This is a genomic window from Hungatella hathewayi WAL-18680, from assembly GCF_000235505.1.
Taxonomy (GTDB): Bacteria; Bacillota; Clostridia; order Lachnospirales; family Lachnospiraceae; genus Hungatella_A; species Hungatella_A hathewayi_A.
The window spans coordinates 1,332,054-1,357,058 of sequence record NZ_JH379027.1; the positions used below are offsets into that span (position 1 = coordinate 1,332,054).

22 protein-coding genes and 2 pseudogenes are annotated in these 25,005 nt (G+C 47.7%); 20 read left to right on the plus strand and 4 right to left on the minus strand.

Translation table 11 applies throughout. The features are described 5' to 3' along the window. The first annotated feature begins 177 nt into the window (after nt 1-177). The 6 genes from HMPREF9473_RS06060 (at nt 178) to guaA (ending at nt 5,499) form a co-directional block, all read left to right on the plus strand. Nucleotides 178-1,071 (plus strand): helix-turn-helix domain-containing protein, encoded by an 894-nt coding sequence (locus HMPREF9473_RS06060; protein ID WP_006779189.1) that lies wholly within the window; start codon nt 178-180, stop codon nt 1,069-1,071. Further along, nucleotides 1,064-2,011, plus strand: coding sequence for a DMT family transporter (locus HMPREF9473_RS06065; RefSeq protein WP_006779190.1), 948 nt, complete (start codon nt 1,064-1,066; stop codon nt 2,009-2,011). Before HMPREF9473_RS06060 ends, HMPREF9473_RS06065 begins: the two co-directional genes overlap by 8 nt. Before the next feature lie 227 nt (nt 2,012-2,238). Further along, nucleotides 2,239-2,502, plus strand: a complete 264-nt coding sequence (locus HMPREF9473_RS06070; RefSeq protein WP_006779191.1) for a CD3324 family protein — start codon at nt 2,239-2,241, stop codon at nt 2,500-2,502. A 144-nt stretch (nt 2,503-2,646) separates the two neighbouring features. After that, on the plus strand, nt 2,647-3,357 hold the full coding sequence (locus HMPREF9473_RS06075) for a hypothetical protein (protein WP_006779192.1): 711 nt from the start codon (nt 2,647-2,649) through the stop codon (nt 3,355-3,357). Nucleotides 3,358-3,368: 11 nt separating this feature from the next. Next, entirely contained in the window at nt 3,369-3,998 is a 630-nt protein-coding gene (locus HMPREF9473_RS06080; protein WP_006779193.1) for a CatB-related O-acetyltransferase, read from the plus strand. A 211-nt stretch (nt 3,999-4,209) separates the two neighbouring features. Then, complete coding sequence (guaA, locus tag HMPREF9473_RS06085) at nt 4,210-5,499, plus strand: glutamine-hydrolyzing GMP synthase (RefSeq protein ID WP_006779194.1); 1,290 nt, start codon at nt 4,210-4,212, stop codon at nt 5,497-5,499. Between the two features lie 83 nt (nt 5,500-5,582). Here guaA and HMPREF9473_RS06090 read toward each other — a convergent pair whose 3' ends face one another. Both HMPREF9473_RS06090 and HMPREF9473_RS06095 read right to left on the minus strand, forming a co-directional pair. After that, a complete protein-coding gene (locus tag HMPREF9473_RS06090) occupies nt 5,583-6,239 on the minus strand; it encodes an HNH endonuclease (protein ID WP_006779195.1) in 657 nt (218 codons plus the stop codon). Beyond that, nucleotides 6,232-7,473: an AAA family ATPase gene (locus HMPREF9473_RS06095; RefSeq protein WP_006779196.1), complete on the minus strand. Its 1,242-nt coding sequence runs from the start codon at nt 7,471-7,473 to the stop codon at nt 6,232-6,234. Before HMPREF9473_RS06095 ends, HMPREF9473_RS06090 begins: the two co-directional genes overlap by 8 nt. Before the next feature lie 738 nt (nt 7,474-8,211). On the opposite strand from HMPREF9473_RS06095, the pseudogene HMPREF9473_RS28695 reads away from it, so the two are divergent. Continuing rightward, nucleotides 8,212-8,463, plus strand: a pseudogene (locus HMPREF9473_RS28695) (hypothetical protein); the annotation flags it as partial. A 73-nt stretch (nt 8,464-8,536) separates the two neighbouring features. Here the strand turns inward: HMPREF9473_RS28695 and HMPREF9473_RS06105 are convergent. Then, nucleotides 8,537-8,827, minus strand: coding sequence for a DUF6809 family protein (locus tag HMPREF9473_RS06105; RefSeq protein WP_006779197.1), 291 nt, complete (start codon nt 8,825-8,827; stop codon nt 8,537-8,539). A gap of 186 nt (nt 8,828-9,013) precedes the next feature. On the opposite strand from HMPREF9473_RS06105, the gene HMPREF9473_RS06110 reads away from it, so the two are divergent. The 4 genes from HMPREF9473_RS06110 (at nt 9,014) to HMPREF9473_RS06125 (ending at nt 12,803) form a co-directional block, all read left to right on the plus strand. Then, complete coding sequence (locus HMPREF9473_RS06110; RefSeq protein WP_006779198.1) at nt 9,014-9,469, plus strand: hypothetical protein; 456 nt, start codon at nt 9,014-9,016, stop codon at nt 9,467-9,469. A 165-nt stretch (nt 9,470-9,634) separates the two neighbouring features. Then, a complete protein-coding gene (locus HMPREF9473_RS06115; RefSeq protein WP_006779199.1) occupies nt 9,635-11,098 on the plus strand; it encodes an RNA-binding domain-containing protein in 1,464 nt (487 codons plus the stop codon). Between the two features lie 271 nt (nt 11,099-11,369). After that, a complete protein-coding gene (locus HMPREF9473_RS06120) occupies nt 11,370-12,269 on the plus strand; it encodes a helix-turn-helix domain-containing protein (protein WP_006779200.1) in 900 nt (299 codons plus the stop codon). Between the two features lie 168 nt (nt 12,270-12,437). Then, nucleotides 12,438-12,803, plus strand: a complete 366-nt coding sequence (locus HMPREF9473_RS06125; protein WP_006779201.1) for an MGMT family protein — start codon at nt 12,438-12,440, stop codon at nt 12,801-12,803. A gap of 93 nt (nt 12,804-12,896) precedes the next feature. On the opposite strand, the gene HMPREF9473_RS06130 is transcribed toward HMPREF9473_RS06125, so the two are convergent. After that, on the minus strand, nt 12,897-13,895 hold the full coding sequence (locus HMPREF9473_RS06130; protein ID WP_006779202.1) for a serine hydrolase domain-containing protein: 999 nt from the start codon (nt 13,893-13,895) through the stop codon (nt 12,897-12,899). Nucleotides 13,896-14,104: 209 nt separating this feature from the next. On the opposite strand from HMPREF9473_RS06130, the gene HMPREF9473_RS06135 reads away from it, so the two are divergent. The 9 genes and pseudogenes from HMPREF9473_RS06135 to rbr form a co-directional block, all read left to right on the plus strand. After that, nucleotides 14,105-15,619 carry a cache domain-containing sensor histidine kinase gene (locus tag HMPREF9473_RS06135; protein ID WP_187388692.1) on the plus strand — a complete coding sequence of 505 codons (1,515 nt, stop codon included), beginning with the start codon at nt 14,105-14,107 and terminating at the stop codon, nt 15,617-15,619. A gap of 4 nt (nt 15,620-15,623) precedes the next feature. Next, entirely contained in the window at nt 15,624-15,890 is a 267-nt protein-coding gene (locus HMPREF9473_RS06140; protein WP_006779204.1) for a sensor histidine kinase, read from the plus strand. Continuing rightward, nucleotides 15,865-17,529 (plus strand): response regulator transcription factor, encoded by a 1,665-nt coding sequence (locus tag HMPREF9473_RS06145; protein ID WP_006779205.1) that lies wholly within the window; start codon nt 15,865-15,867, stop codon nt 17,527-17,529. Before HMPREF9473_RS06140 ends, HMPREF9473_RS06145 begins: the two co-directional genes overlap by 26 nt. Before the next feature lie 184 nt (nt 17,530-17,713). Beyond that, complete coding sequence (locus HMPREF9473_RS06150) at nt 17,714-19,129, plus strand: ABC transporter substrate-binding protein (protein WP_006779206.1); 1,416 nt, start codon at nt 17,714-17,716, stop codon at nt 19,127-19,129. A gap of 108 nt (nt 19,130-19,237) precedes the next feature. Continuing rightward, complete coding sequence (locus HMPREF9473_RS06155) at nt 19,238-20,131, plus strand: carbohydrate ABC transporter permease (RefSeq protein ID WP_006779207.1); 894 nt, start codon at nt 19,238-19,240, stop codon at nt 20,129-20,131. Nucleotides 20,132-20,148: 17 nt separating this feature from the next. Next, nucleotides 20,149-21,024, plus strand: a complete 876-nt coding sequence (locus HMPREF9473_RS06160) for a carbohydrate ABC transporter permease (RefSeq protein ID WP_006779208.1) — start codon at nt 20,149-20,151, stop codon at nt 21,022-21,024. A gap of 64 nt (nt 21,025-21,088) precedes the next feature. Next, nucleotides 21,089-22,507 carry an FAD-dependent oxidoreductase gene (locus tag HMPREF9473_RS06165; RefSeq protein ID WP_242830781.1) on the plus strand — a complete coding sequence of 473 codons (1,419 nt, stop codon included), beginning with the start codon at nt 21,089-21,091 and terminating at the stop codon, nt 22,505-22,507. A 39-nt stretch (nt 22,508-22,546) separates the two neighbouring features. Continuing rightward, nucleotides 22,547-24,376, plus strand: a complete 1,830-nt coding sequence (locus tag HMPREF9473_RS06170) for an FAD-dependent oxidoreductase (RefSeq protein WP_006779210.1) — start codon at nt 22,547-22,549, stop codon at nt 24,374-24,376. A 63-nt stretch (nt 24,377-24,439) separates the two neighbouring features. Beyond that, nucleotides 24,440-25,005 (plus strand): annotated as a pseudogene (rbr, locus tag HMPREF9473_RS06175) (rubrerythrin); the annotation flags it as partial.

The window sequence follows — 25,005 nt, forward strand, 5'->3', positions numbered from 1 at the left end:
AATCTTACCATCTTGCGCAGTTCGCAAATGATTCCGTTTTTTTGATAGAAGCACCAATGACAAAAAAGTTATTTTTGTATATAACAAATTTGATATATGAAGTGTCATATCATTCAAGAAATATTTGACCGGTCGTGTTAGAATGGTAATTATTAGGCTGAAAAGGGGATTGGAACCATGGTGGATGAGAGGGAGCAGAGACGGATATATTATGACAGGGACTTGGGGATTGAGGCGTATAATCTGAGCGGGATTGTGCAGAAGTTTCCCAATCATTTTCATGAGTATTATGTGATAGGATTTGTGGAGGGCGGGAGACGTCATCTGTGCTGTAAGGGACAGGAATATGATGTGGAAATGGGGGATTTGCTGTTGTTTAATCCCAGGGATAACCATTTCTGCGGGCCGATTAACGGGGAGATTCTGGATTACCGGGCGGTGAATGTGCCGGTGGACGTGATGAATCGGGCCGTCCTTGAGATTATGGGGGAGGAGTTTACACCGCATTTTACGCAGAACGTGGTGAGACAGAGCGAGATTGCCCAGTCGGTGGGCGTGCTGTACGATGCCATTCTTGACAATGAACCGAAGCTGAAGCGGGAGGAGGCGTTCTTCTTTCTGCTGGAGCAGGTGTTGCGGGAGTATGCGACGCCTTTTGAGGATGCGGCTGTCACCTCGCCGGATGAGCAGATTCAGATGCTGTGCGATTACATGGAAGAACATTATGCGGAAAATATTTCCCTGGATGAACTGCTGTCCATGACCAGTTTCGGGAAATCGTATCTGCTTCGGGTGTTTACAAAACAGGTTGGCGTATCGCCCTACCGCTATCTGCAGAACGTAAGGCTGGACCGGGCGAAGAAGCTGTTGGAGCAGGGCGTGGCGCCGGTGGATGCCGCGGTGACGACAGGATTTTCGGACCAGAGTCATTTCTCCAACTTTTTTAAGGAATTTATCGGGCTTACGCCGAAGCAGTATCAGCGGATTTTTGAGGAGGATGCGGAAGCGGACAGGAAGGGACCCGGAGAAGCTATGGAAGACAGGATGGATGGGGAGGCAGAGCATGAATAAATCGGTTGTGGGACATGGGGCGGCTTTCGTCACCATATTGATTTGGGGCACCACGTTCATTTCCACGAAGGTGCTGCTGCGGGTGTTTTCACCGATTGAGATTCTGTTTATCCGGTTTCTCATCGGGTATCTGGCGCTGTGGCTGGCATTTCCCCATCGGTTACAGGTGAAGGAGAAGCGGCAGGAACTGTATTTTGTGGCGGCAGGGCTGTGCGGGGTGACACTGTATTACCTGTTTGAAAATATTGCGCTGACCTACACGCTGGCGTCCAACGTTGGGGTGATTATCTCGGCGGCGCCATTTTTTACGGTGATTTGTTCCTGCCTGTTTCTGCATGAAAAGCGGCCAGGGAAACGGTTTTTTGTGGGATTTTTGATTGCCATGGCGGGGATTGGGCTTATCAGTTTTGGCAGTGACGCGTCGTTGCAGCTGAATCCGCTGGGGGATATTCTGGCGCTGGTGGCAGCGGTGATCTGGGCGGTGTATTCTACCATTACGAAGAAAATCAGTGAGTTTGGATATGGGACGATTCAGACCACGCGGAGAACATTTTTCTATGGGCTTCTGTTTATGATTCCGGTGCTGTTTGCGATGAATTTCCAGGTCAGCCCGGAGATGTTTTATGACAGGACGATGGTGCTGAATCTGCTGTTTCTGGGGCTGGGGGCCTCGGCCATCTGTTTTGTGACATGGAATTTTGCGGTGAAGGTACTCGGAGCGGTGAAAACGACCGTCTATATCTATATGGTGCCGGTGATTACCACGGTGACGTCGGTGTTAATTCTGCATGAGCGGATAAGCTGGCCGGTGGTCTGTGGAATTGTGCTGACGCTGACGGGATTGTTTTTGTCGGAGAATAGGAAGCAGGAGGATGTAGCGGCTGAAGATGGGGTGAATGGCAGCGGCAGTGCGGAAGTTTCGGAGGTCCCAGGGATTTGAGGGAATGATTGAATTTGTGGTGTCCGGATGATATAATAAAGGTGTTGCTGGAAACTGGTGATAGGAAAGTAGTGATAACATGTGTGTGAATAAGAAAAAGAGGAACAAAGTTTGGCTCCATGCAAAGCCAGTAGACAGCGATAGTTGCATGGAGTAGTTTTCATCGCTGGTTTGATGCTGGTTTTGCTGCTTGAGAAATGATGATCATGATCAAGGAGGGAGCCCGCATGAAATATATAAACGCAGAAACGCTGCTTCCCGATGGGCTGGTGAAAGAATTGCAGCAGTATATCCAGGGCGGTTATCTGTATGTGCCGGCAAATGCGGCAGAGCGCAGGCACTGGGGAGAATTGTCCGGTTACCGGACGGAATTGCAGCAGAGAAACCGGGAAATCATTGGGGAATACCGGAATGGTGTTTCCGTTGAGAGTCTGGCGGAACGGTATCATTTGTCCGTGTACGGGATTCGAAAAATTATATATCGGAAGTAAGTGACAGGGCAGTGCCGGTAACATGGCATCTGCCCTGTTTTGATACAAAACACTGCTGGATTATCCGGTATATTGAAGTGGGCCTGGGGATGGCATAAAATGAAAGGGTGATTGGGAAGATGAGATGACAGGGAGGAAATAAGGATGTGTACGAGGTTTGTTTATCATGGAAATGATATCATTACAGGGTTTAATTTTGATATTGACCTTGCGGTGTGGAAGCATAAGGTTATCCAGGAGCGGGAGCGTTTTTATATTGGGATAATGAGGCCGGACGGGCGTTATCACTCCTACCATGGAGTGAACAGGAATGGAAATGCGGGCACGCTGCTGTATGTTCATGGGAACCCGGCGGGCAGTTATGTGGAGGGGGATGGACGCGTCACGATTGCAGATTTGACGGAGCAGTTTATCAAAAATGAGATATCGTTTGACGATGCATTGGGGATAGCCAGAACGGGAGCGGTGGTCTATGCGTCTGACAGTACCATGCAGGCAATGTTGTCGGATAAGGACGGGAGAGTGTTGGTATTGGAGCCGGGGATTGGGTACCGGGAGGAGAGAAAACGGTACTCGCTGATAACCAATTATTCGGTGCTGGAACCGGAGTCGACGAGGGAGTTTGTTGTGCCTGGGGATGACAGGTATGAGCGGGCGGAGGCGCTTTTGCGTGGTCAGGGAGAGAAGTTCTCCGTGGCGGATGCATTTTCCATATTGAGGGAAGTGAGGCAGGAGGGAATGTGGGCGACGAGAGTGTCATTTGTGTACTCGTGGCTGGAAAAGAAAGTATATTATGTGGTAAATAATGAGTTCGGGAATGTGATGGAGTATTGCTTTCCGGATGGAGAGGAATGAGGGAGTTTGTGATGAGTCAGTTAATGGATAAGATTTATCCCCGCACGGGGGATTTGGAAACGGTTTATCTGCGGGAGATTATCTCGAAGCCCGGCATTGAGGTGGGGGAGTATACCATGTACAATGATTTTGTCAATGACCCGGTGGAGTTTGAGAAGAATAATGTGTTGTATCAGTATCCGATTAATCATGACAGGCTGGTGATTGGGAAGTTCTGCTCGATAGCTTGTGGGGCGAAATTTATATTTAACAGCGCGAATCATACGCTGTCCTCCCTTTCGACCTATCCGTTTCCACTCTTTTTTGAAGAGTGGGGGCTGGAGAAGAAGGACGTGGCCAGGGCATGGGATAACAAAGGGGATATCGTTGTGGGGAATGACGTGTGGATTGGGTATGAGGCGGTGATTATGGCGGGAGTTACGATTGGAGACGGCGCGGTGATTGGGGCGCGGGCCGTTGTGACGAAGGATGTGCCGCCGTATACGATTGTGGGCGGGGTGCCGGCGAAGGAGATTCGGAAGCGTTTTCCGGAAGAAACGGTGGCGGCGCTGCTCGAAATGAAGTGGTGGGACTGGCCGAGAGAGCGAATTGCTGAGAAAATTGGGGCAATTCAGGCGGGAAATTTGGAACAATTGAGATAATTCTGGCTTATTTTTCCTTTTATGATAGAGGGGAATATGATATAATGTTCATAAACATTATATCTGCGCCGGTCCGGTGTCACGCAGAGCGGGACAAAACACGTCCCGGACCATGTGCATCCATGCGGAGCATATCGTGACCGCAGGACATGATATAATGTCATGGACATATAGCATTTTCTATAAACGAAGGAAAAAGGAGAACGCACAGATGAAGCAGGATATGATTGTTATTCTGGATTTGGGAAGTACGGAAAATACGGTAATTGCGCGCCAGATTCGTGATTTGGGTGTGTACAGCGAGATACATCCCCATGATATCACCGTGGAGGAACTGCACGCGCTGCCAAATGTAAAGGGAATTATCTTAAACGGCGGTGAGAACCGGGTAGTTGACGGGAACGCAGTGGATGTGGACCCGGCCATTTATACCTGCGGTTATCCGGTGATGGCCATTGACCATCCGACGGCACAGTGTGAGATGCTGACCGAGCTGCCGAAAGAAGATGTTTTGAAAGAATATTTGTTTGATGTCTGCAAGGCACAGGCAAACTGGAATATGAAGAATTTTATTGCGGACCAGATTGACGCGGTGCGCAGCCAGGTTGGGGACAGAAAAGTTCTGCTGGCATTGTCCGGCGGTGTGGATTCCTCCGTGGTGGCGGCACTTTTGCTGAAAGCCATTGGCGACCAGCTGGTCTGTGTCCATGTGAATCATGGGTTGATGAGGAAGCATGAATCGGAGAGTGTGGTGGAGGTATTTAAAAACCAGTTACACGCCAATCTGATTTATGTGGACGCCACGGAGCGTTTCCTTGGGAAACTGGAGAATGTGGCTGATCCGGAGCAGAAGCGGAAAATCATAGGCGGCGAGTTTATCCGCGTGTTTGAGGAAGAGGCGAGAAAGCTGGACGGCATTGATTTCCTGGGACAGGGAACCATTTACCCGGATATCATCGAGAGCGGAACGAAGACCGCCAAGATGGTGAAATCACACCACAATGTGGGCGGCCTGCCGGAAGATTTGCAGTTTGAGCTGGTTGAACCGCTCAAGCAGCTGTTCAAGGATGAGGTTCGCGCCTGCGGTGTGGAGCTTGGCCTTCCGGCCGACATGGTATACCGCCAGCCATTCCCAGGCCCGGGCCTGGGCGTCCGTTGCCTTGGGGCGATTACGCGCGACAGACTGGAAGCGGTGAGAGAGTCCGATGCAATCCTGCGGGAGGAGTTCGCAAAGGCGGGGCTTGACAAGAAGGTATGGCAGTATTTCACGGTGGTGCCGGACTTCAAGTCCGTGGGAATGCGGAATCATGCGAGATGCTTTGAGTATATGGTGATTATCCGTGCCATCAACACCATCGACGCCATGACGGCATCAATTGAGACGGTGGACTGGTCAGTGCTTCAGAAGATTACCGACAGGATATTGGCGGAGGTGGCGAATGTGAACCGCGTCTGCTACGATATGTCGCCGAAGCCGCCGGCTACGATTGAGTTTGAATAAAAAATCAAGCCCGGGAATTCAGTAAAATCAAAGATTTCCGGGCTCTTGTTATGTTGGTTGAGGCAGATTGAGTACTAATTATGTTAATTGTAGAAATTAATTAGTTTAAGATAGCTACTAATAACAAATGAGAATTCCTTATCAGAGTCGGCTTCTTTTTTTATTTGTGAATGAAGTAATTTCTTATATGTTTCATTGGTTTCTTTTTTCCATTTATCTACCAGAGGTAATAAATTTTCAATTTTTTCTTTTCTGCGTTCAATTAAATCAGAACGATTTAAGTCTAAAATCGCAATAGATATTTCTCCTTTTCGTTCACCGGGTACTTGATAAATAAATGGGCCAAGTGCCATTAAATACTTATCTGGTTCATCTTCAATTGGATTTATTAATGGGTCGAAAGGATTATAGTAATCATTCTTATTGATACGATTACAAACTTCACAAGATAAAGTCAAATTGGTCCATTCAACATATAGTTCTGGTCGAGCATTCTTATTTTTGGGTAAAATATGTTCGATATCCCCAAAGGCAATGTGTTTAAATTTACTTTCACAATAAGCACATTTTCCAGATGTTTCTTCTTCTAAAGCATCTTTGATTTCTGAGTTTTGATATCTATATTTTATGTGGTTAGGAACGGGATTTTTTTGTTGTAAAGCTGTTAAGTACTCAGATGTCCACTGCTGGGCGTTATCTCTTAAAATTTGCGGTTTTGCTCTCTTCTTAATTTTAATCATTTATCTCACCTTCGAATAATTGATTAAGTGCAACAGGAATAACATTTTCAAAACCAAGATATTTTAATTGTTCTCGGAAATCTGAAAGGCTATTTTCAGAAATACCCTTTGATATTGTTTCATTTATTAACAATTTTATTTTTGCAGATGCCCATAGAGGAAAAGTACTTGTGATTCCGAGAACTTCTCGTAATATTTCATTTGACGAGGCTGCTTTGGTTATGTTTTCAAGTACAGAAGCTATCACTTTTTTCTTTTCATTGTAATCTAAGACATAAATTACTGACGATTCTACAGATGAAATAATAAAAGGGTTGTGTGTGGCAACAATAAACTGCACATTTGGAAAAGCATCAAGCAAATTAGGCAAAAGAGTTTGTTGCAGTTCTGGATGTAAATGATTTTCGGGTTCATCAAATAGTACAGTAAAGGATTTTTCAGAAGTGGCATACATATATATCATCCAGGCGAGTTCAATAATAGATGCGATACCGCCAGATACAGCATCAATAGGGAACGCCCCTGATGTTGTCTCTAAAATGACTTCTGGAATTTCTATCGATAATTTTTGAAAACCAATTTTGGGTGGTAATATTTTATTTAGTATAGATTGAAATCCTTCAAATATATTAAGTGCCTCTTGATTAGACTTTACGTAGCTATTACCTGGGCCAAATGTAGCTAATGAAATAATAGCTTCTTTTATGTGTTTTGTAGCACCTTGTTCATTAGGATTATAATATATATCAGACAATGGTAAGGTTTTGTATTTGTGGTAGGTGCTAAAAATCTCGTCTCTTTTTAGGGCATGAGTAGGTATGGTATCCACTCTTTTGTATTGAAATAGAGAACGATGTGAATTGATATATAAACCATCACAAGGCTGAGTATCTTTAAAGTCTATGTTGTATGTTGTTGAGACTTCTTCTGGAACTAAAATAGGGGAGGTTATAGAATTATAAGTAATGCTTCCAATGATTGAGGAGTTGTAATTATCATCTCGTTTATCCTCCAAATTACCTAGTACACTTGAAGAATAATTAACAGAACCATTAGAAGTTTCATTAACATTGCTAACAAACTTGATGGATTCACCAAATGCCTTGGATAGAATATTTAATATAGTTGTTTTACCAGAACCATTTGTGCCTGTTAAAATTGTCAAACGAGTATCAAAATTAATGGTAAGACTATCGAATTGTCTCCAGTCTTTTATTTGAATTTGCTCTATCATTTTTACCTCTTTATTATAAATAATATGGATTTACTTTAGTTGTAGTTCTCTCAGATGCATCAAGTAACATTTGCTTTTGGAACAATTCTAATTTCATTTTTCTTTTTTAACAAAGCATTAAATATTTTACGGCTATTGATATTAAGCAGAGCGTCCTATATGAACAATGTGTGCTTTTCCTCTGGCAGAATATCCGATTCCCAGATAAGAGTAGAGGAGCGGATTGAACTGGATAGAAACCATTTTATCCATGTATTATGATGGTTACATTATATCATGCCCTAAATGTTTTATCCACAAGAAAATATAAATATTTGATGATAGCAATCTTACTATAATAAAAGTAACGATAAAACTAGAAAAAAATATATTACAACAGATTAACTTGCAAAGTGACAAAACGTTCTATATCAAGAGCAATAGTGTTTAGCGATTTTCTTAAATTAGAGTTACAGGTCTAGTTAATGATAAATAATTTGAGACATGTATGTGGTATTTGTAGTGCTATTCGTTTTTGGTATTTTCTCCTTGTTTCAATATGGCAGATGCTTATGTTTCATTGACAATCAAAGTAAAGTATAAGAATCCAGACAATGCCTTTATTTTAGTTATAAACTGGATGTGCAATCATTCTACAATTTCATTCTTAGGACTATGGGAGCAGATTCCTAATCCTAAGTTTAAACCTATCGAATTCGATACGTTTAAAACAGAGTCTGGAGACAATGCGTTTAAATTTATTCCTGCAAACAGATAAAGAATCTTGAAAAAGGTTATAATAAACTGTATTAGGCGAGTCTTATGGACAATGGTATATTTGTGTAGGAGCGGGGGTTGGAGAAGTTTATGGAGGAGCAAAAGGAAAGGTATACTTGTCAGAAATGTGGCGGTGTTATTTCAATTCATGATAGAGAGTGCAGTGAATGTCAGCAAGATATGGATATTGAAGAAATTGCATATATGGATGAGGGGAGGGAGACACTGATTTGAACACAAATAATGACAATAGTGGTCAAATCAGTGTCGTTTTGTATGAAAGAGATACACAGTGACAGGAGCAGAATTATGAATATTCATTATCATCAATAGGAGAAGCGTATACTTCCGCCATAATTTGAGTGCCAATACGGAAACCATCAATAAAATTTTGTTCTAATTCAAGTGGCAGTAGTTCAAGGTGAGAGTCTATCAGTTCATCAAATTCGTCCTTTAATTCTTCGGGGAGTTTTTCTAAAAATATAGAATAGGATTTAAAAGCCTCGTTTTTATTTATCTTGAATTGTTCTATCGTTGTTTGGAATTTAGAATAGGGATATAGTTCACCTTTATAAAGTTGCTCTAAGATTTTTCCCATTTTGGAACCTCCTTGTATGATCGCTTTTGTTTCTTAATGTTACCATGGAAAATGCATATAGTTGGTTGTAAAAATGAGACAAATGGAACGGAAAATTTTTATCATGGATAGTATGATATCATCCAAGAAATCAGTAACTCTTTTGTGTTATAATATAAAACAATAAAAAGTACGGGGAGATATTAGATGAATGAGTTTGTGGGTCTACTTTTGTTTTTTGTGATAACCATCGTGTATTTTGGCGTGGCCGTGAGTGTTCAGTTGAAATGGTCGAGGCGTATGAAGGAGAGTGGGGAGAGGTTTCGTGAGGAAGCGGAGCGGGATGGACGTAAGGTAACTGCGTATTTGGATAATTACATTGATGAGTATACGGATGGGGAACATAGCTATGCCGCCGATTATTACTATACGGCGCCAAATGGGAAACGGTATAAAATGCGGGATGTTGACTGTCATTTTTCGGTTCCGCCCAGTGAGGAGCGTACCATATACCTGCATCCGAGAAATTACCGCAAGTATTATCGTGGGAATATGGATTTAGGACAGCATTCCTGCTTGTTTGTAATATTGACTTTAATAGGCTGGATTGGTCTTTATTACATAATGATGAGGTTTCTGTTTGCGCCGATTCTTCTGCATTAGATTTTAATAATAGCGTTTCACTTCAATTTGTCAGCGAAGGAGTGATACGCTATTTTTATGAGTAATTATTTATCACCAACCATGTAGTGGAATCAGATGGCTATGTGATGATGATTGTGAATAAAATAATGTTAATTAGTTATGATATAGAAAGTAGGTGAGGAGATGAAATCAGCAGAAGAGGAGTATTACAGAAGTTTAATTAATAGGTTACGGAGTCTGCCTGATGAGACAGAATGGGTGGAGTTTAAAGTGAATAATTGTGAACCGGAATTAATAGGAGAATATATCTCTGCACTATCCAATTCAGCAGCATATTGCGATAAGGAAAAGGCATATTTGTTATGGGGAATCAATGATGGTACTCATAAGATAGAGGGTACGAAATTTGTACCTAAAAGAGCGAAAAAGGGGAATCAGGAGCTGGAGAATTGGCTTTTAGGAAACTTGAAGCCAGCAGTTGATTTTAAATTTACGGAAATTGAGACTGTTAGCGGAAATGTTGTTGTGATGGAGATTCCAGCAGCAACATCAAAACCTACCAGTTTCCGTGACGTGGAGTATATTCGTGTGGGCACCTATAAGAAAAAACTAAGAGACCATCCAGAGAAGGAGCGTAAATTATGGCTGTCATTTGAAACAAAGCCATTTGAATTACGTATTGCAAAAGAGAACATCAGTGCATCAGAGGTTACGGAATTGCTTGATTGTGCCGCCTATTATACACTGATGAAACTTCCGCTTCCAAGCAATCGGGAAGCTATCATCCATAATATGGTAGATGAACAATTTATTCGGGAAATGGATAATGGTAATTATGAAATCACAAACATGGGGGCAATGTTATTTGCAAAAGATTTGAAAATTTTTGACCATTTGAAAAGAAAAGCAATTCGGGTAATTCAATATAAAGGTAATGGAAGAACAACTGCAATCAGGGAACAGATATTTACGAAAGGATATGCGATTCAATTTGATGATATTACAGATTATATAATGACCTTGATTCCGCAGGAAGAAAAAATTGAAGGTGGCAGAAGGCAGGTTCATGTTATGTTTCCTAAAAAGGCGGTTCGTGAGATGCTTGGCAATATTATGATACATCAAGACCTGACAGCTCACGGTTCCGGACCTATGATGGAAATATTTGATACAAAGGTGGAAGCATCCAGTCCGGGAAATCTTCTTGTAGATGTGAATCGTATCATTGATACTGCACCACATTCCAGAAATGAAAATATGGCTTCATTTTTAAGAATTGTTGATATATGTGAAGAGCGGGGGAGTGGTTTTGACCGGATGGAGGAAGGAATGAGTGAACTGCGGATTCCAGCACCGAAGGTTGAGACTGCAGAGGATTTTTGTAGAACAAAATTATATTGGTATCAATCCTTGAATAGCTGGAGCAAAGAAGACAAAATACGGACATGCTATCTGGCTACTTGCTATTATTATGTGAATGAAACAGAGGTTTCGAATGCGGTGTTAAGGGAAAGATTTGGTGTGGATGCGAAAAATATGGCCATTATTTCAAGGATTATTAAAGCCACGATAGATGCAGTTTTTATTAAACTTGCAGATAAAAATGCTGCATTAAAGAATCGACGTTATGTTCCTTATTGGGCATAATGATTTATTTGATGGGTATTTGATAAGTTGACGGTTTAGCGGAGAAATAGATATTAGAAAGCCTTATTTTATGCGGAATTTGCGAATGAAATTTATTTGATAGGTATTTGATAGAATACATAAAATACTGTCAGTTAAAGACAGACCTTAGTGAGCAACAGTTAATTTAATATAGCAATAATTAACATCCATTCAATTGTAGAAAAGCAAACTTTTTGTTATGATGAAAGCATGCAGAGGCCAATGCAGTCATAGAAAGGAGCAGCTTTTCATGCAGATAGGTGAGACAATTCGGAAATATAGAAAAGAGAGAAATATGACGCAGGAGGAGATGGCGCATCGGCTGGGGGTGACGGCTCCGGCGGTGAATAAGTGGGAGAATGGGAATTCTTATCCGGATATTTTGATGCTGGCTCCGATTGCGAGGTTATTGGATATTTCATTGGATACGCTGCTGGCGTTTCGGAGTGAATTGACGGCGGAGGAGATTAAGAATATTATCCAGGAGGTTGACAGGGAATTTCGGGAGAAGACGTATGAGGAAGCGTTTTTGTCTGCGAAGAGGTGGGTGGAAAAGTATCCCAATTGTGAGCAGCTTATCTGGCAGCTGGGATTGATTTTGGATGTGCAGCGTATGACCAAAGAGATTCCGGGGGCGGACAACTATGATTCGTTTATTGTGGAATGTTATAAGAGGGCGCTGGAGAGCCAGAATGAGGATATCCGGAATAGTGCGGCCGATTCCCTGTATGGGTTTTATCTGAGGAAAGACCAGTATGAGGAGGCAGAGAAATACCTGGAGTATTTTTCCAAACAGAATCCGGAGAGGAAAAGAAAGCAGGCGGCGATTTACAGGCAGTCAGGTCGGATTACGGAAGCATATAAGGCTTATGAGGAGCTGCTGCTGTCCAATTATCAGATACTCAGTGTGATATTCCATGAACTTTATATGCTGGCATATGAGGAAGGAAATAGGGAAAAGGCGCACATGATGGTTGAAAAACAATCAGAGCTGGCGGGGCTTTTTGAGATGGGAGATTACTATGTGTCCTCCGTCAGGCTGGAGCAGGCAACCAGCGAGAAGGATGTGGAAGCGGTACTTGATATCGCCGGGAAAATGTTTTCCAGCGTGGGTAATATTATGTCCTTCAGGAGGCGCCCCTCCTACTGAACATATGGCATTTATTCGGAGATGTGAGCGAGGAGTTTTTGGATAATATGAGACAAAATTTATTGAAATGCTTCTGGGACGAGGAAAGCTATGGATTTATGTCAGGGGACAACAGGTGGCTGGAATTGTTGAAGGCGTATGAATGACTGGAATTTGGGGAGAGAGAAGATGGATTTTTATAAGAGAGTCACGCTGGTCTGCCAGCATATCCCGGAGGGGAGGGCGGCGACCTATGGGCAGATTGCGCTGCTGTGCGGCAAACCCAGGAATGCCAGGCAGGTGGGATATGCGCTCAACCGGGGATTGGCGGGGGAGAGGGCTCCGGCGCACCGGGTGGTGAATGCGAAAGGAATTTTGAGCGGTGCGGCGGCATTTGAGAGCCATGATATGCAGAAATTGCTGTTGGAGCAGGAAGGCGTAGCGGTTGCTATGACGCCGGACGGCTGGAGGGTGGAGTTGAAACGGTTTGGATGGGACCATACGCTGGAGGATGCGTTGTGGTTTCGGGCGGAATTTGAGAAGCGTGGGATTTGAGATAGGATGGCGGAAAGGCCGGAGATTACCGGAAGGCGCAGTTGAAAAAACTGCGCCTTCTCTGTGAATCCTGGAACGTTGCACGTCTGAAATTTACAGGATTTCAGGTAAGAGATACTGCTCTATCAGCCCAATCATATGGCCGGCCCGGGGCTTGAAAGAACAGGTAATTGCAACCACAACCTGCTCCGCTGGGTTTACATAAATAATATTTCCTGAGTCCCCCATGGCGGCAAAACTCCCGCTGCCATTCGCAGGTCCATTTTCACTTCCATCCTCCCTCCCATCCGAATCAATCACCCACCAAAGATACCCATACGATAGATCGTCCCATCGCACATGCTCTCTGGTGCTCTCCTTGACCCATTCGCTGGAAACCAGCTGCTTCCCATTCCAGTTCCCCAGATTCAAAGCCAGCTGCCCGATTTTCAGCATATCCCGCGGACTCAGCGACAGTCCCCAGCCAGCGGCCGGCACTCCTTTCGGATCCACGACCCATCCACTGGAAGATTTCTTCCGGTAAAAGGCCATATGCTCTTCCTTATTGGCAAACGTAACCGGCAAAGGTTTGTCGATACCCAGCGGTTCAAACAAATTCCGATTGGCGAATTCCAGCATCGGCATTCCGGTGGCATTTTGCAAAACACCGGACAAAATCTGTGTTCCAACCGTGGAATACAGAAATTCCCCAATCCCCTTTTTCCCTCCCAGCAAATCCAGCCCCGCCTTCACCCAGTCGTCGCTTCCATACACCCTCGTATAAGGCTCCGATTTGTATTTATAAGGCGCTGTCATGGTCAGCATATGTTTCAGCGTCACCTGCTGAATCGTCTTCTCCCCCCGCTTTGTCACATAATCGGAAAAGAAATCCAGCACTTTCTGCTCCAGACTCCCAATAGATCCCTGGTCCATCGCCATCCCAATGAGAAGCGAGGTAATGCTTTTCGTCACGGAAAACGTATGAACTTTATCACGCTCCGTATGCCCATCAAAATACTTCTCATACACAAGCTCACCGCCCTTCTGCACGGCCAGCCCGGTAGTATTGCCATAATTCTTTTCAATCTGACCTATCAATTCCTTATCATTCAAAATATTCCATCTCCTTCATTTTCAGATTCCATCGATGTACCGTGATTATAGGTTGATTTAAAAGGTATTTCAAGCAAATTTTTAAAATATTTTTATATTGTCTATCCCTTTTAAAACAACAATGCTATAATTGGAACATATGACGTGCGCCGAAGAAGTGGGGGATGAATTTGGGCACTTTTCGTAAGATATCAAAATTTTCAGTAAAAATGTTTCTGTTAATCCTGGCCTGTGTGGTGATTCCGTTCACGGCCGCCTGTCTCTACATCCGCGTCAGCATGGAGCGGTTTATCCAGCAGAAGCTGAGTGAGCGGATTATCCAGGACATTTCCAGAGGGGAGAGAAATATAGCCGACGGCTTGCAGGAGCTGGCGGCTCTTTCCAATGCCTTTGTGTTTGACCAGGAGCTGATTGACTGTATCAGCGACGGGGAGCGCTCGGAGTTTGAAAATGTAGTCTACTTCAATGAAATCATGGAGAAGCTCCAGATTGTGGGAGGCAATGAGTATGTCCAGGATATCAAAGTGATTTTGTTTGACAATTACGGCCGGACCTACTCCAACTGGAGCATGAATTACCAGGATTATCAGTATCTGCTGGAGCAGGACTGGGTGATGGACAGCATGAACCAGTGGGGGCATGTGACCTGGTCCATGTTCAGCCCGCCCTACATCCCGGAGGACCAGAATGAGGATGAAACCTACATATCCCTGGCCCGCTCCATGATGGAGTACGGGACCACGGGAAAACGGATTGGCACGCTGATTGTCAGCATCAGCCAGTCAAGGTTCAGCGACCTTCTGCTGGCCTACGCCCTGGAGGGGGATTTGGCCTACGTGTGCGTGGAGGATGGCGATATCCTGCTGACTAACGACAGGGAGAAACGTTTCCCGGACGAGGATATTACAAGAATCAGGGAGACGGTGCGTGAGGAGGAGAGCGGCAGCCTTCAGTGCAATGTGAACGGCGAGGAGTATCTGTTAAGCTACTACACGATACCGCGGCCCTGGGTGTTTGACGGAAAGCAGCTGAAGGTGTTTCATTTTACCAGCTACGAGGAGATTCTGGCGGAGGTGCGGATGGTGACCTCCCGGATGAATACATTTATTGTGGTAATGCTGATTCTGATTACCGGCATTTCCTACGGAGCGGTGCGGATTCTGGTGAGACCGATCACGGTGCTGACGAGGAAAATGGGAGAGTACACGGTGGAGAGCCGGATTACGGGGATTGACACCGCCAGGGAGGATGAGATTGGGCTTTTAAACAGGGCGTTCTGTCACCTGGATGACAATATCAAGCAGTTGTTTGAGAAGCTGAAAGAGGAGAACAAAATCAAGGAGCAGTACCGCTATGAGTCGCTGCGGGCCCAGCTGAACCCGCATTTCCTGTTTAATACCCTGACCACCATCCGGTGGATGGCCATGATTCGGGGGGCCAACAACATCGTGGAGGCCATCGACGCCCTGGCCCACGTGCTGAAGTACAGTATGAGCCGGGACAACGAGCTGGTGACGTTGTCCCAGGAGCTTGACAATATCAGGAATTTTATCTGCATCCACAACTACCGGTATCAGGATTACTGCGTGCTGGACATTGATTTTCCGGAGGATATGATGAGTCTTCGGATGATGAAATTCATCCTTCAGCCGGTGGTGGAAAATGCTATCATTCACGGCTACGACAAGGCGCGGGAGCAGATAACCATCCGCATTTACGGGTAAGGAAATGCTGTATCTGTTTGTGGAGGATGATGGCGTCGACATTTCCGAGAAGGTGATTGAGGAGTTTGAGACCACCAGGCAGACGGCGGCCAAGGGCTCGAAGATGACGGGGATCGGGCTGGACAACGTGGACACCTGTATCCGTATCACCTTTGGGGAGGAGTATGGGCTGAAGCTGGAGCGGTGCGGCGAGAGAGGAACGTCGGTGACGTTCCGGCTGCCGGTAATAAGGGAGGAGAAAAACTGTGAAGAAAGTCATGATTGTGGATGACGAGGTGCTGGTACGGATTGGCATTAAGTCCATGACAGTTTGGGAAAATTATGGCTACACCATCGTGTGCGACGCCTCCGACGGGGAGGAAGCGCTTCAAAAAATCGAGCAGTTTCATCCCCACATTGTGCTGACGGATTTGAAAATGCAGGGGATGGACGGATTCGGGCTTATTTCGGAGTGCGAAAAGCGATACCCGCGAATCAAATTTATTGTGCTCAGCAATTACAATGATTTTGACAATGTCCGCCAGGCCATGAAGCTGGGGGCCTACGACTATGTGTTCAAGCTGACGGTCCATGCGGAGGAGCTGCTGAAGATTATGGACGAGGCCAGCCGGGACATGGAACTGGAGGAGGATGCGGCCGGTGCGGATTTGGGGCAGGTGGTGTACAAGAACCTGGATGTGATCAAGAACGGGCTGTTCAAGCAGGCGCTCAATAAGGACGGGCTGTTTCTGGACCGGGTGACGAAGGGATTTCAGGATTTGACGCTGAAAATTGACTGGAACAGTCCCTACTGTCTGCTGTCCATTCAAATTGACAGTTTGGATATCGTGAAGAAGAGGGGGGACTTTCTGGAGACGGACCTGCTGCTGTTTTCTATGGGAAATATCATCGGAGAGCTGATGGAGCGGGGCTTCCGGGCGGAGGTCTTCCAGTATCAGGATTACGATTTTGCGGTGGCGGTGAACCGGGAGAGCAGCCAGAGCCGCTCGGAGTTTTTGGAAATGCTGTCGCTGAAATTTCAGACTCTTGTGAAATACATCAGCCAGTACTATGGATTCGGAATCAGCGGGGCGGTCAGCCGGGAATGCTGCGGTGTGGAGCAGATCAGGCAGGCGGCTGAGGAGAACCGGGTGCGGCTGGAGGGGCGGTTTTACCAGGAGACCGGGATATTGTTGATGGCCGATGGCGGGACGGCGATGAGGATGGCGATGGAACCGCCAAAGCCCATGGAGCTTTCGGAGAACCTGCAGCTGCAGGTTTTGGACGGCATGCTTGGCCGTGGGGACTTCTACGGGGTGAACCAGTATCTGACGCAGCTTCTGGAAATCTGTGGAAATGAGCGGCAGTGGAATCCCAAGGAGGTCCGGGCATATTTGACGAAGGTGTGCAGAAGGCTCAGCGTGGGGCTTTCCGGCCATGGAATTGAGACGGAGAAAGTAAAGGACAGGAACGGGGCTTCCATGGTGGAGGCCGTGGGCGGTTATACCTTTTATGAGGAAATCCGGGAATCGCTGGAGGAACTGCTGGCGAAGCTTCTGGAGCTGTACAAAAAAGAAGTGGGAAGACCCTGCCGCCGGGAGATATCGGACGTGATGCGGTACGTGGGGGAGCATCTGGAGGAGGAACTGACGGTGGCTAAGGTGGCAGAACTGGCCGGCATGAGCGAGAGCCGGTTTGCCCATGTGTTCAAGGAGGAGACCGGCGTCAGCTTTATGGAGTATGTGAGCGGCCGGAAGATGGAGAAGGCCAGGGAGCTGCTGCAGAATACGGATTTGCGGGTCAATGAGATTGCGGAGCGCATCGGCATTTTCAATCCCAACTATTTCAGCGCCCAGTATAAGAAAAAGACCGGGCAGTCGCCCAATGAGTTCCGCAAATCGCTGTTGCAGCAGGGGGAGAAGGAAAAATAGCAGAATATAAAAGAAATGCAGCAGAATATGAAAGATGCCTTGAATGAATGGTAGAAGCGGCAGAAATATCCGGCAGAATATGGGAGAAAGGCAGCAGGCAGGAATATGGTTTCTGCCTGTTTTCTCTGTTATAGTATAGACAGAAGCCAGGAGGGGCCTGGCAAACATACAGGAGGGGAAAGTTATGAAACGAAGAGGAAGAGTAACGGCACTTGTTATGGCATCAGCGATGATACTTTCGGTTCTGGGCGGCTGTGGAAGTCCGGCGAAGACGGACACGACGGCGGCGCCGGAGGCGGGAAACACCACGGCGGCAGCAGCGGGAGATACGACGGCCGCGGCGGAGGGAGGTCAGAAGACGGAGCCTGGAAAGACCGTAACCCTGAGAATGTGGGGCGGCGTTCCGGCGGAAGCAGGGCCCCAGCAGGTATGTGATAATTTTAACGAACTTTACAAGGACAAAGGCATCCAGGTGGAGTATGAGAGATTTGTCAATGATGACACCGGCAACTTGAAGCTGGAGACCAACTTACTATCCGGGACCGGAGTGGACATTTATATGACCTACACGCCGGATGTGCTGGCCAAGAGAGCCGGCGGCAATATGGCGCTGGATTTGTCGGAGCTGATGGCAAGAGACGGTTTTGATTTGACAACGTACTTTGGCACCATGGCGGAATCTTTCTATGTGGATGGAAAACCGTACTCCGTGCCGACCAAGCTGGACCAGTACGGCATTGTGATAAACAAGGATATGTTTGACGAAGCCGGTATCCCGGTTCCCACCGATTGGACCTACGATGAATTCCGGGAAATTGCCAAGAAACTGACCCACGGCGAGGGCCAGGATAAGGTGTACGGCATGTTCTGGAACTCCCAGCAGGATTTGACTTATCTGTTCTCCTATCTGGTGGCCCAGACTAACGGTGGCGACCCCATGTATTTGAGCGAGACAGAGACCAGCTTCCAGGACCCGGTGGTGATTAAGTCCGTGGAGCTGTTAAACAACATGATGAACGTGGATAAGACATCCCCGACCCACACGGATTCCATGACCCAGAAATTGTCCCAGGAGGGCATGTTCCTGACTGGAAAATGTGCCATGACCGTAGGCCCGTGGATGGTGAGAAGCATCAAGGATACGGCGACTTATCCTCACGATTTTACAACCGCGTTTGCACCATATCCGGTTGTGGAGAAAGGCCAGAGAAACTTTACCCAGGGCGGTTACGGCGACCATCTGTGTATCAACCCGAAATCCGAGAACATTGACGCGGCCTGGGAATTTGTGAAATGGTACGCCACGGAGGGCATGCTGCCGGTAACCAGCGGCGGACGTATCCCGGCCTCCAACACCTTTGACCCGGAGGAGGTTGCCAGAGTATTCCTGGAAGGCGCCGAGGACCACATTGACATGGAGACTTCCATGAAGGTGTTAATCACACCGGCTGACAACTATGCGGTTCCGTCCATCACAAACCACATTGCAGAGGTGAAGAAGGTGGCGGTTGAGGAACTGGAGAAAATATTTATCGGCCAGGAGACCGTGGAAGACGGCATGGCGAAGGCCAAGGAGCGGGCGGACGCACTGTTAAAGTAAGCGGCAATTAAAAATGAAGACAGAGGTTGAGCATATCGGTCTCTGTCTTTTTTTGCCTAAAAATGGCCATAAGAGTTAAAAAAATTCCGGAAAGGAGGTAGATTCCATATGAAATTTAAGATGTCCAGGCAGTTGAAAATTGATTTGGTCGGCTACTCCTTCATCCTGCCCAATATCATAGGCGTTCTGCTGTTCACGCTGTTTCCGATGATATTTTCCCTGATTATCAGTTTCACGGACTGGGATTACACCCAGGGAATCGGGAACTGGAATTTTGTGGGATTTCAGAACTTTATCGATATGTGGAAGGATGAATGGTTTACCAGCTCCCTGTTCAATACCATCGTTTTTGCGGTGACCGTGGTGCCGCTGACGGTATTTCTGGCCCTGGTTTTGGCGGTGGTGATTGACAAATACTGTTTTGCCAAACTGCCCATGCGGCTGGCATTTTTTATGCCTTACATCTCCAACGTGGTGGCGGTGGCCATCGTGTGGGTGATGATGTATTCCCCGTGGGGACCATTTACCCAGATGGTGAAATTCTTCGGGGTGGAGAATCCGCCTCAGTGGCTGGGGGACCCGAAATGGGCGCTGGCGGCGATTATCCTGATGACCATCTGGTCGGGGGTGGGGTACGCCAATATGATTTACACGTCTGCGATTCAGGGGCTGCCGAAGGATGTGTATGAGGCGGCGGATATTGATGGGGCGAATGAGGTGACGAAGTTTTTTAGACTGACGGTGCCATTTTTGTCACCGACTACATTTTTCCTGATTATCACTACCTTTGTGACGTCATTCCAGGTGTTCGCACCCATTCAGATTATGACGAGAGGGGGCCCTGGGACGTCCACCAATGTGCTGGTGTACTACATTTATACGTCGGCATTTACCTTCTATAAGATGGGGTATGCGTCGGCTATGTCGTGGATTCTGTTTATCATTCTGTTTATCATCACTATGGTTCAGTGGAGAGGGCAGAAGAAATGGGTGAGCTATTGAGGAAGGAGGGGCGGAATATGAAGAGTGCAAAGAGATATAACCGGGAAATTGTGAAGCGGACGGTGACGAAAGTTTTTTTTACCGTGTTGATTGGGGCCGTCGCCATTTCCATGATTACTCCGTTTTTGTGGATGCTTTCCGCGTCCATGAAACTTCCTCTGGATGTAATGAAGCTGCCTATCGAGTGGATACCGAAGTATTTTTACCCGGATAATTATAAGAAGGTTTGGAATGTGGGCGGGCTGGCGCCCAGGGATTACCATTTTGCGCTGGCTTACTGGAATTCCATCAAGATTGCGGTGATTAACCTGATTGGCTCGGTGCTGACCAGCACGCTGGCGGGGTACGCGTTTGCGAAGATTAAGTTTCGGGGGAACCAGGCGCTGTTTCTGCTGTATCTGGCGACCATGATGATTCCCAGCCAGGTGACGTTGATTCCCAAGTTTGTCATGTTTAATAAAATGGGGCTGACGGGGACGCATCTGACATTGATTTTGCCGGGGCTGATTACGATTACGGGAACATTTTTGATGAGGCAGTATTTTATGCAGATACCGGATGAACTGCGGGAGTCGGCGCGGGTGGACGGGGCCAATGAGTATGTAATTTGGGCTAGAATCATGGTGCCGATTGCGAAACCGAGTATGGCGTCGCTGGCGATGGTGGTGTTTTTGTGGAACTGGAACAGTTATTTGGAGCCGCTGGTATTCTTGAGTGACTGGAGACTGTACACGATACCGATTGCGCTGACGAATTTTATTGAGGAGAGTGTGACGGAGTATAACCTGGTGATGGCGGCCGCGGCGTCGGCGTTGATTCCGGCGTTTCTGGTGTTTATCTTTGGGCAGAAGTTCCTGGTGAAGGGGCTTGTGTCTGGGGCGGTGAAAGGATGAGTGTGCCCAGGAAAATGGTGAGTCAGGAAGGCATGGTGGAGGAGAGAGAATGGATAGTCAAGTGATGGAAAAGAGGAAAATGGATAGAGAAGCGATGGAAGAGAGTAGGAAAGCCCCAGGAGTCATTCATGTACCGGCGGCGGAAATTCCGGTAGCCCGGACGGTGGATGTCCTGGTGCTTGGCTCCGGACCGGCGGGGGTGTCTGCGGCCATCACGGCAGGCCGGGAGGGGGCCAAAACCCTTCTGGTGGAGTCCTGCGGAAATGTGGGCGGCATCGCCACGGAAGGGCTGATGAGCCACTGGACCGGAAATACGGAGGGCGGAATTTACGAAGAAATCCTGGAGCGCTCTGGGGAAGGAAGCCGGGCGGTCAGGGATGAGAGAAATGAGTTTAACGGGGACAGCAGGCAGGTCATCAACCCGGAGCATTTAAAGACCGTGCTCCTTGATATGCTGGTGGAAGCCGGTGTGGATTTGATGCTGTACACCATGGCGTCGGAGCCGGTTATGGACGGCGATACCATCAAGGGAGTCATTGTCCAGAACAAGAATGGGCGGGAAGCAATTCTTGCCAGGATTGTCATCGACGCTACCGGCGACGGGGATATCGCGGCGAGGGCCGGTGCTCCATTTTTTGTCGGAAGAGAGTCAGACGGGAAAATGCAGCCGGCAACGCTGATGTTCAAGGTGGCCGGTGTGGATGTGGAGCGGGGAGTATTTCCCGGAGGATTTGAGGACCATGCCATGATTCCGGCCAGCGAGATTCCTCTTTTGCAGGACAGCGAGGAGGCCAGACAGGGGGAACTGTTTGATATTCAGAAGCTGGGGGAACAGGCGCTGCCAAAGCCGGCGGGACATGTGCTTCTGTATAAAACGACTTTGCCGGGGGTGGTCACCTGCAACATGACCAACTGCATCGGGATAGACGGGACGAAGGCGGAGGATTTGACGAAGGCCACCTATCTTTGCAGGAAGCAGATGGATGTGATTGTGGGATTTTTGAGGGACTATGTGCCGGGATTTGAGCACTGTTATATCATCAGTTCCGGCTCCCTGATTGGAGTCCGGGAGACCAGACATTTTAAGGGGGAGCAGACGATTACGGAGCAGGATATTCTGGAAGCCAGGGTGTTTGAGGACTGGGTGGTGGCGAGAGCGCAGTTTAATTTTGACGTCCACAATATGAGTGGGAACGGGCTGGATGAGACCGGCTCCCAGAAGAATTTTCATCAGAAGAAGGGATATACCATTCCTTACGGGTGCTTCGTGCCGCTGAAGGTAGAGAATCTGTATCTGGCGGGCAGGAATATCTCCGGCACCCACATGGCTCACTCTAATTACCGGGTAATGCCCATCTGCGCCAATATGGGGCAGGCGGTTGGCGTGGCGGCGGCCATGTGCGTGAAGGACGATGTAACGCCCCGGGCGCTGGATGCGAAGAAGGTGCAGCGGCGGATGAGGGAGTTGGGCGTGGAGCCGTAGAGCAGGAATCGTGAAGCTGAAATCATGGAGCGTTGGTAGATGATAACGAGTTATAACGGGAATTTGAGAAAAGAGGTTGTCATGAAACAGTGGATAGAGAAAGACTATGATTTGGTGGTGGTCGGCGGTGGGATGGCCGGTCTGTGCGGCGCCATCGCAGCGGCCAGGAGGGGCGCCAGGACGGCCCTGGTGCACAACCGGCCGGTGCTGGGCGGCAATGCCAGCTCGGAGATTCGGATGCACATCTGCGGCGCAGACTATCACATGAGCCGGAAAAATGCCAGGGAAACCGGCATTCTGGAGGAGATTCTTCTGGAGAACAAACGCCGGAATCCGGAGATGACATATCCCATCTTTGATACCGTGCTGTGGGAGAAGGCATCTTTTCAGGAGAATCTTGATTTATATCTGAATACCCACATGACGGATGTCATCTGCGAGGAAGATAAGATCCAGGCTATTTTTGCCGAGCAGATGACGACGGAGAAGCGGTGGAAGTTCACAGGCCGGCTGTTTATGGACTCCACCGGTGATGGAACGCTGGGCGCCATGGCCGGAGCGGACTATGAGCTGGGCCGGGAAGGAAGGGACAAGTACGGGGAGTCCCTGGCGCCGGAGCAGGGAGATTCCTGCACCATGGGAAGTTCCCTTATGTTTCAGGCCAGAGATATGGGCCATCCGGTGAAATTCGTAAAACCCTTCTGGGCCAATACCTACACGGAGGAGCAGTTGAAATTCCGGGAGCACAGCGATGTGACCTCCGGTTACTGGTGGATTGAGCTGGGAGGCGGGAACTACCGCATTATTGAGGACGCAGAGGTTTTGCGGGATGAACTGTTAAAGGCGGTCTACGGGATGTGGGACCACATCAAGAACCAGGGAGACCACGGGGCGGAGAATATGGAGCTGGAATGGGTGGGCTTTCTTCCGGGGAAACGGGAGAGCCGCCGTCTGATGGGAGATTACGTGCTGACGGAGTATGACTGTCTGGGGAAAACGGATTTCCCGGACACCGTCGCCTACGGCGGCTGGCCTATGGATATCCATACCGTGGAAGGCTTTTTAAATGAGGATGACAATCCGACTGTCTGGAATGAAGTCAACGGCATTTACCGGATTCCCTATCGCTGCCTCTATTCCAGGAACATTAAAAACCTATTCCTGGGAGGCCGTGCCATCAGCTGCTCCCATGCGGCGTTTTCTTCTACCAGAGTGATGGCGACCTGTGCGGTGGCCGGTCAGGCGGCCGGAACGGCCGCGGCCCTGGCGATTCAAAACGGCTGCATGCCGGCTGAGCTTATGAAGGATATCAAACATCTTCAACAGGAACTGCTGAAGGACGACTGTTATCTCCCAGGTGTAAAAAATGAGGATGAGTCAGACCTTGCCAGAGGCGTGGAGGTGTCAGCGTCATCCTCAATCCCGGGATGTCCGCCAAAGGCGGTGATAAATGGCGTGGCCCGCGGAGCGGTTGGATGTGGGGAAGAACAGGAAAACTGCTGGAGAGCCCCCATCGCAGAGCATCCGGTGCTGGAACTGAAATCCCATACTCCAATCCCGGTTACCCAGCTCCGCCTAATCCTGGATTCCAACTTAAGCCGTGAAATCACCCCATCCATCAACCGGGAAGTACTCTCCCGCCAGGAATTTCAACCGCCGTCCGAGCTTATAAAAACATATCAGGTAGACTGCCTCCTAAAAGGAACATCAGTAAAGCACATCCACCAGGAGTCCATGGGCCAGCGTCTCCAGATTCTTGATTTTGAGGCCCCGGTTCTCTGCGACACTGTGCGAATCCAGGCGGACTCCACCTACGGAAGCGGTTTGGCTGGGATTTTCGAAGTGCGGATTTACGGCAGCAAGGCTTAAAACGAAAACTTTTGGGAAATACTAGAAGAGAACAAAAACAGTAACGTATAGGAGGTATTTTCCATGAGTGATTTGAGAAACAGCGAGACAGTGAAAAATCTGATGCGGGCCTTCGCCGGCGAGAGCCAGGCCAGAAACCGCTATACCTTTGCGGCCGGAATAGCCCAGAAAGAGAAACTCCCGGTGATTCAGGCCGTATTTTTATTCACCGCCGACCAGGAGAAAGAGCATGCGGAGGTATTTTACAACTACATGAAGGAGCTGGCCGGGGAAACTATCTATATCGACGGTGGCTATCCCGTCGACATTTCCCAGAGTACCATCGATCTGCTGAAAGCCGCCCGCCACAACGAGATGGAGGAGTACGGAACCGTCTATAAGGCGTTTGGCGACACGGCGAAGGAGGAAGGCTTCACGCTGATAGGAGACACCTTCCACCGCATTGCCGAGATAGAGAAGACCCACGCGGACCGGTTTAACTTATTCACGGAGCTGATGGAGAAGAACCAGCTGTTCGTGTCGGAGACGGAGACTGGCTGGATGTGCTTAAACTGCGGTTACGTCCATCAGGGAACCAAAGCCCGGCCACTGCCCGGTATGCAAACACGAGCAAGGATACTTCATCCGCC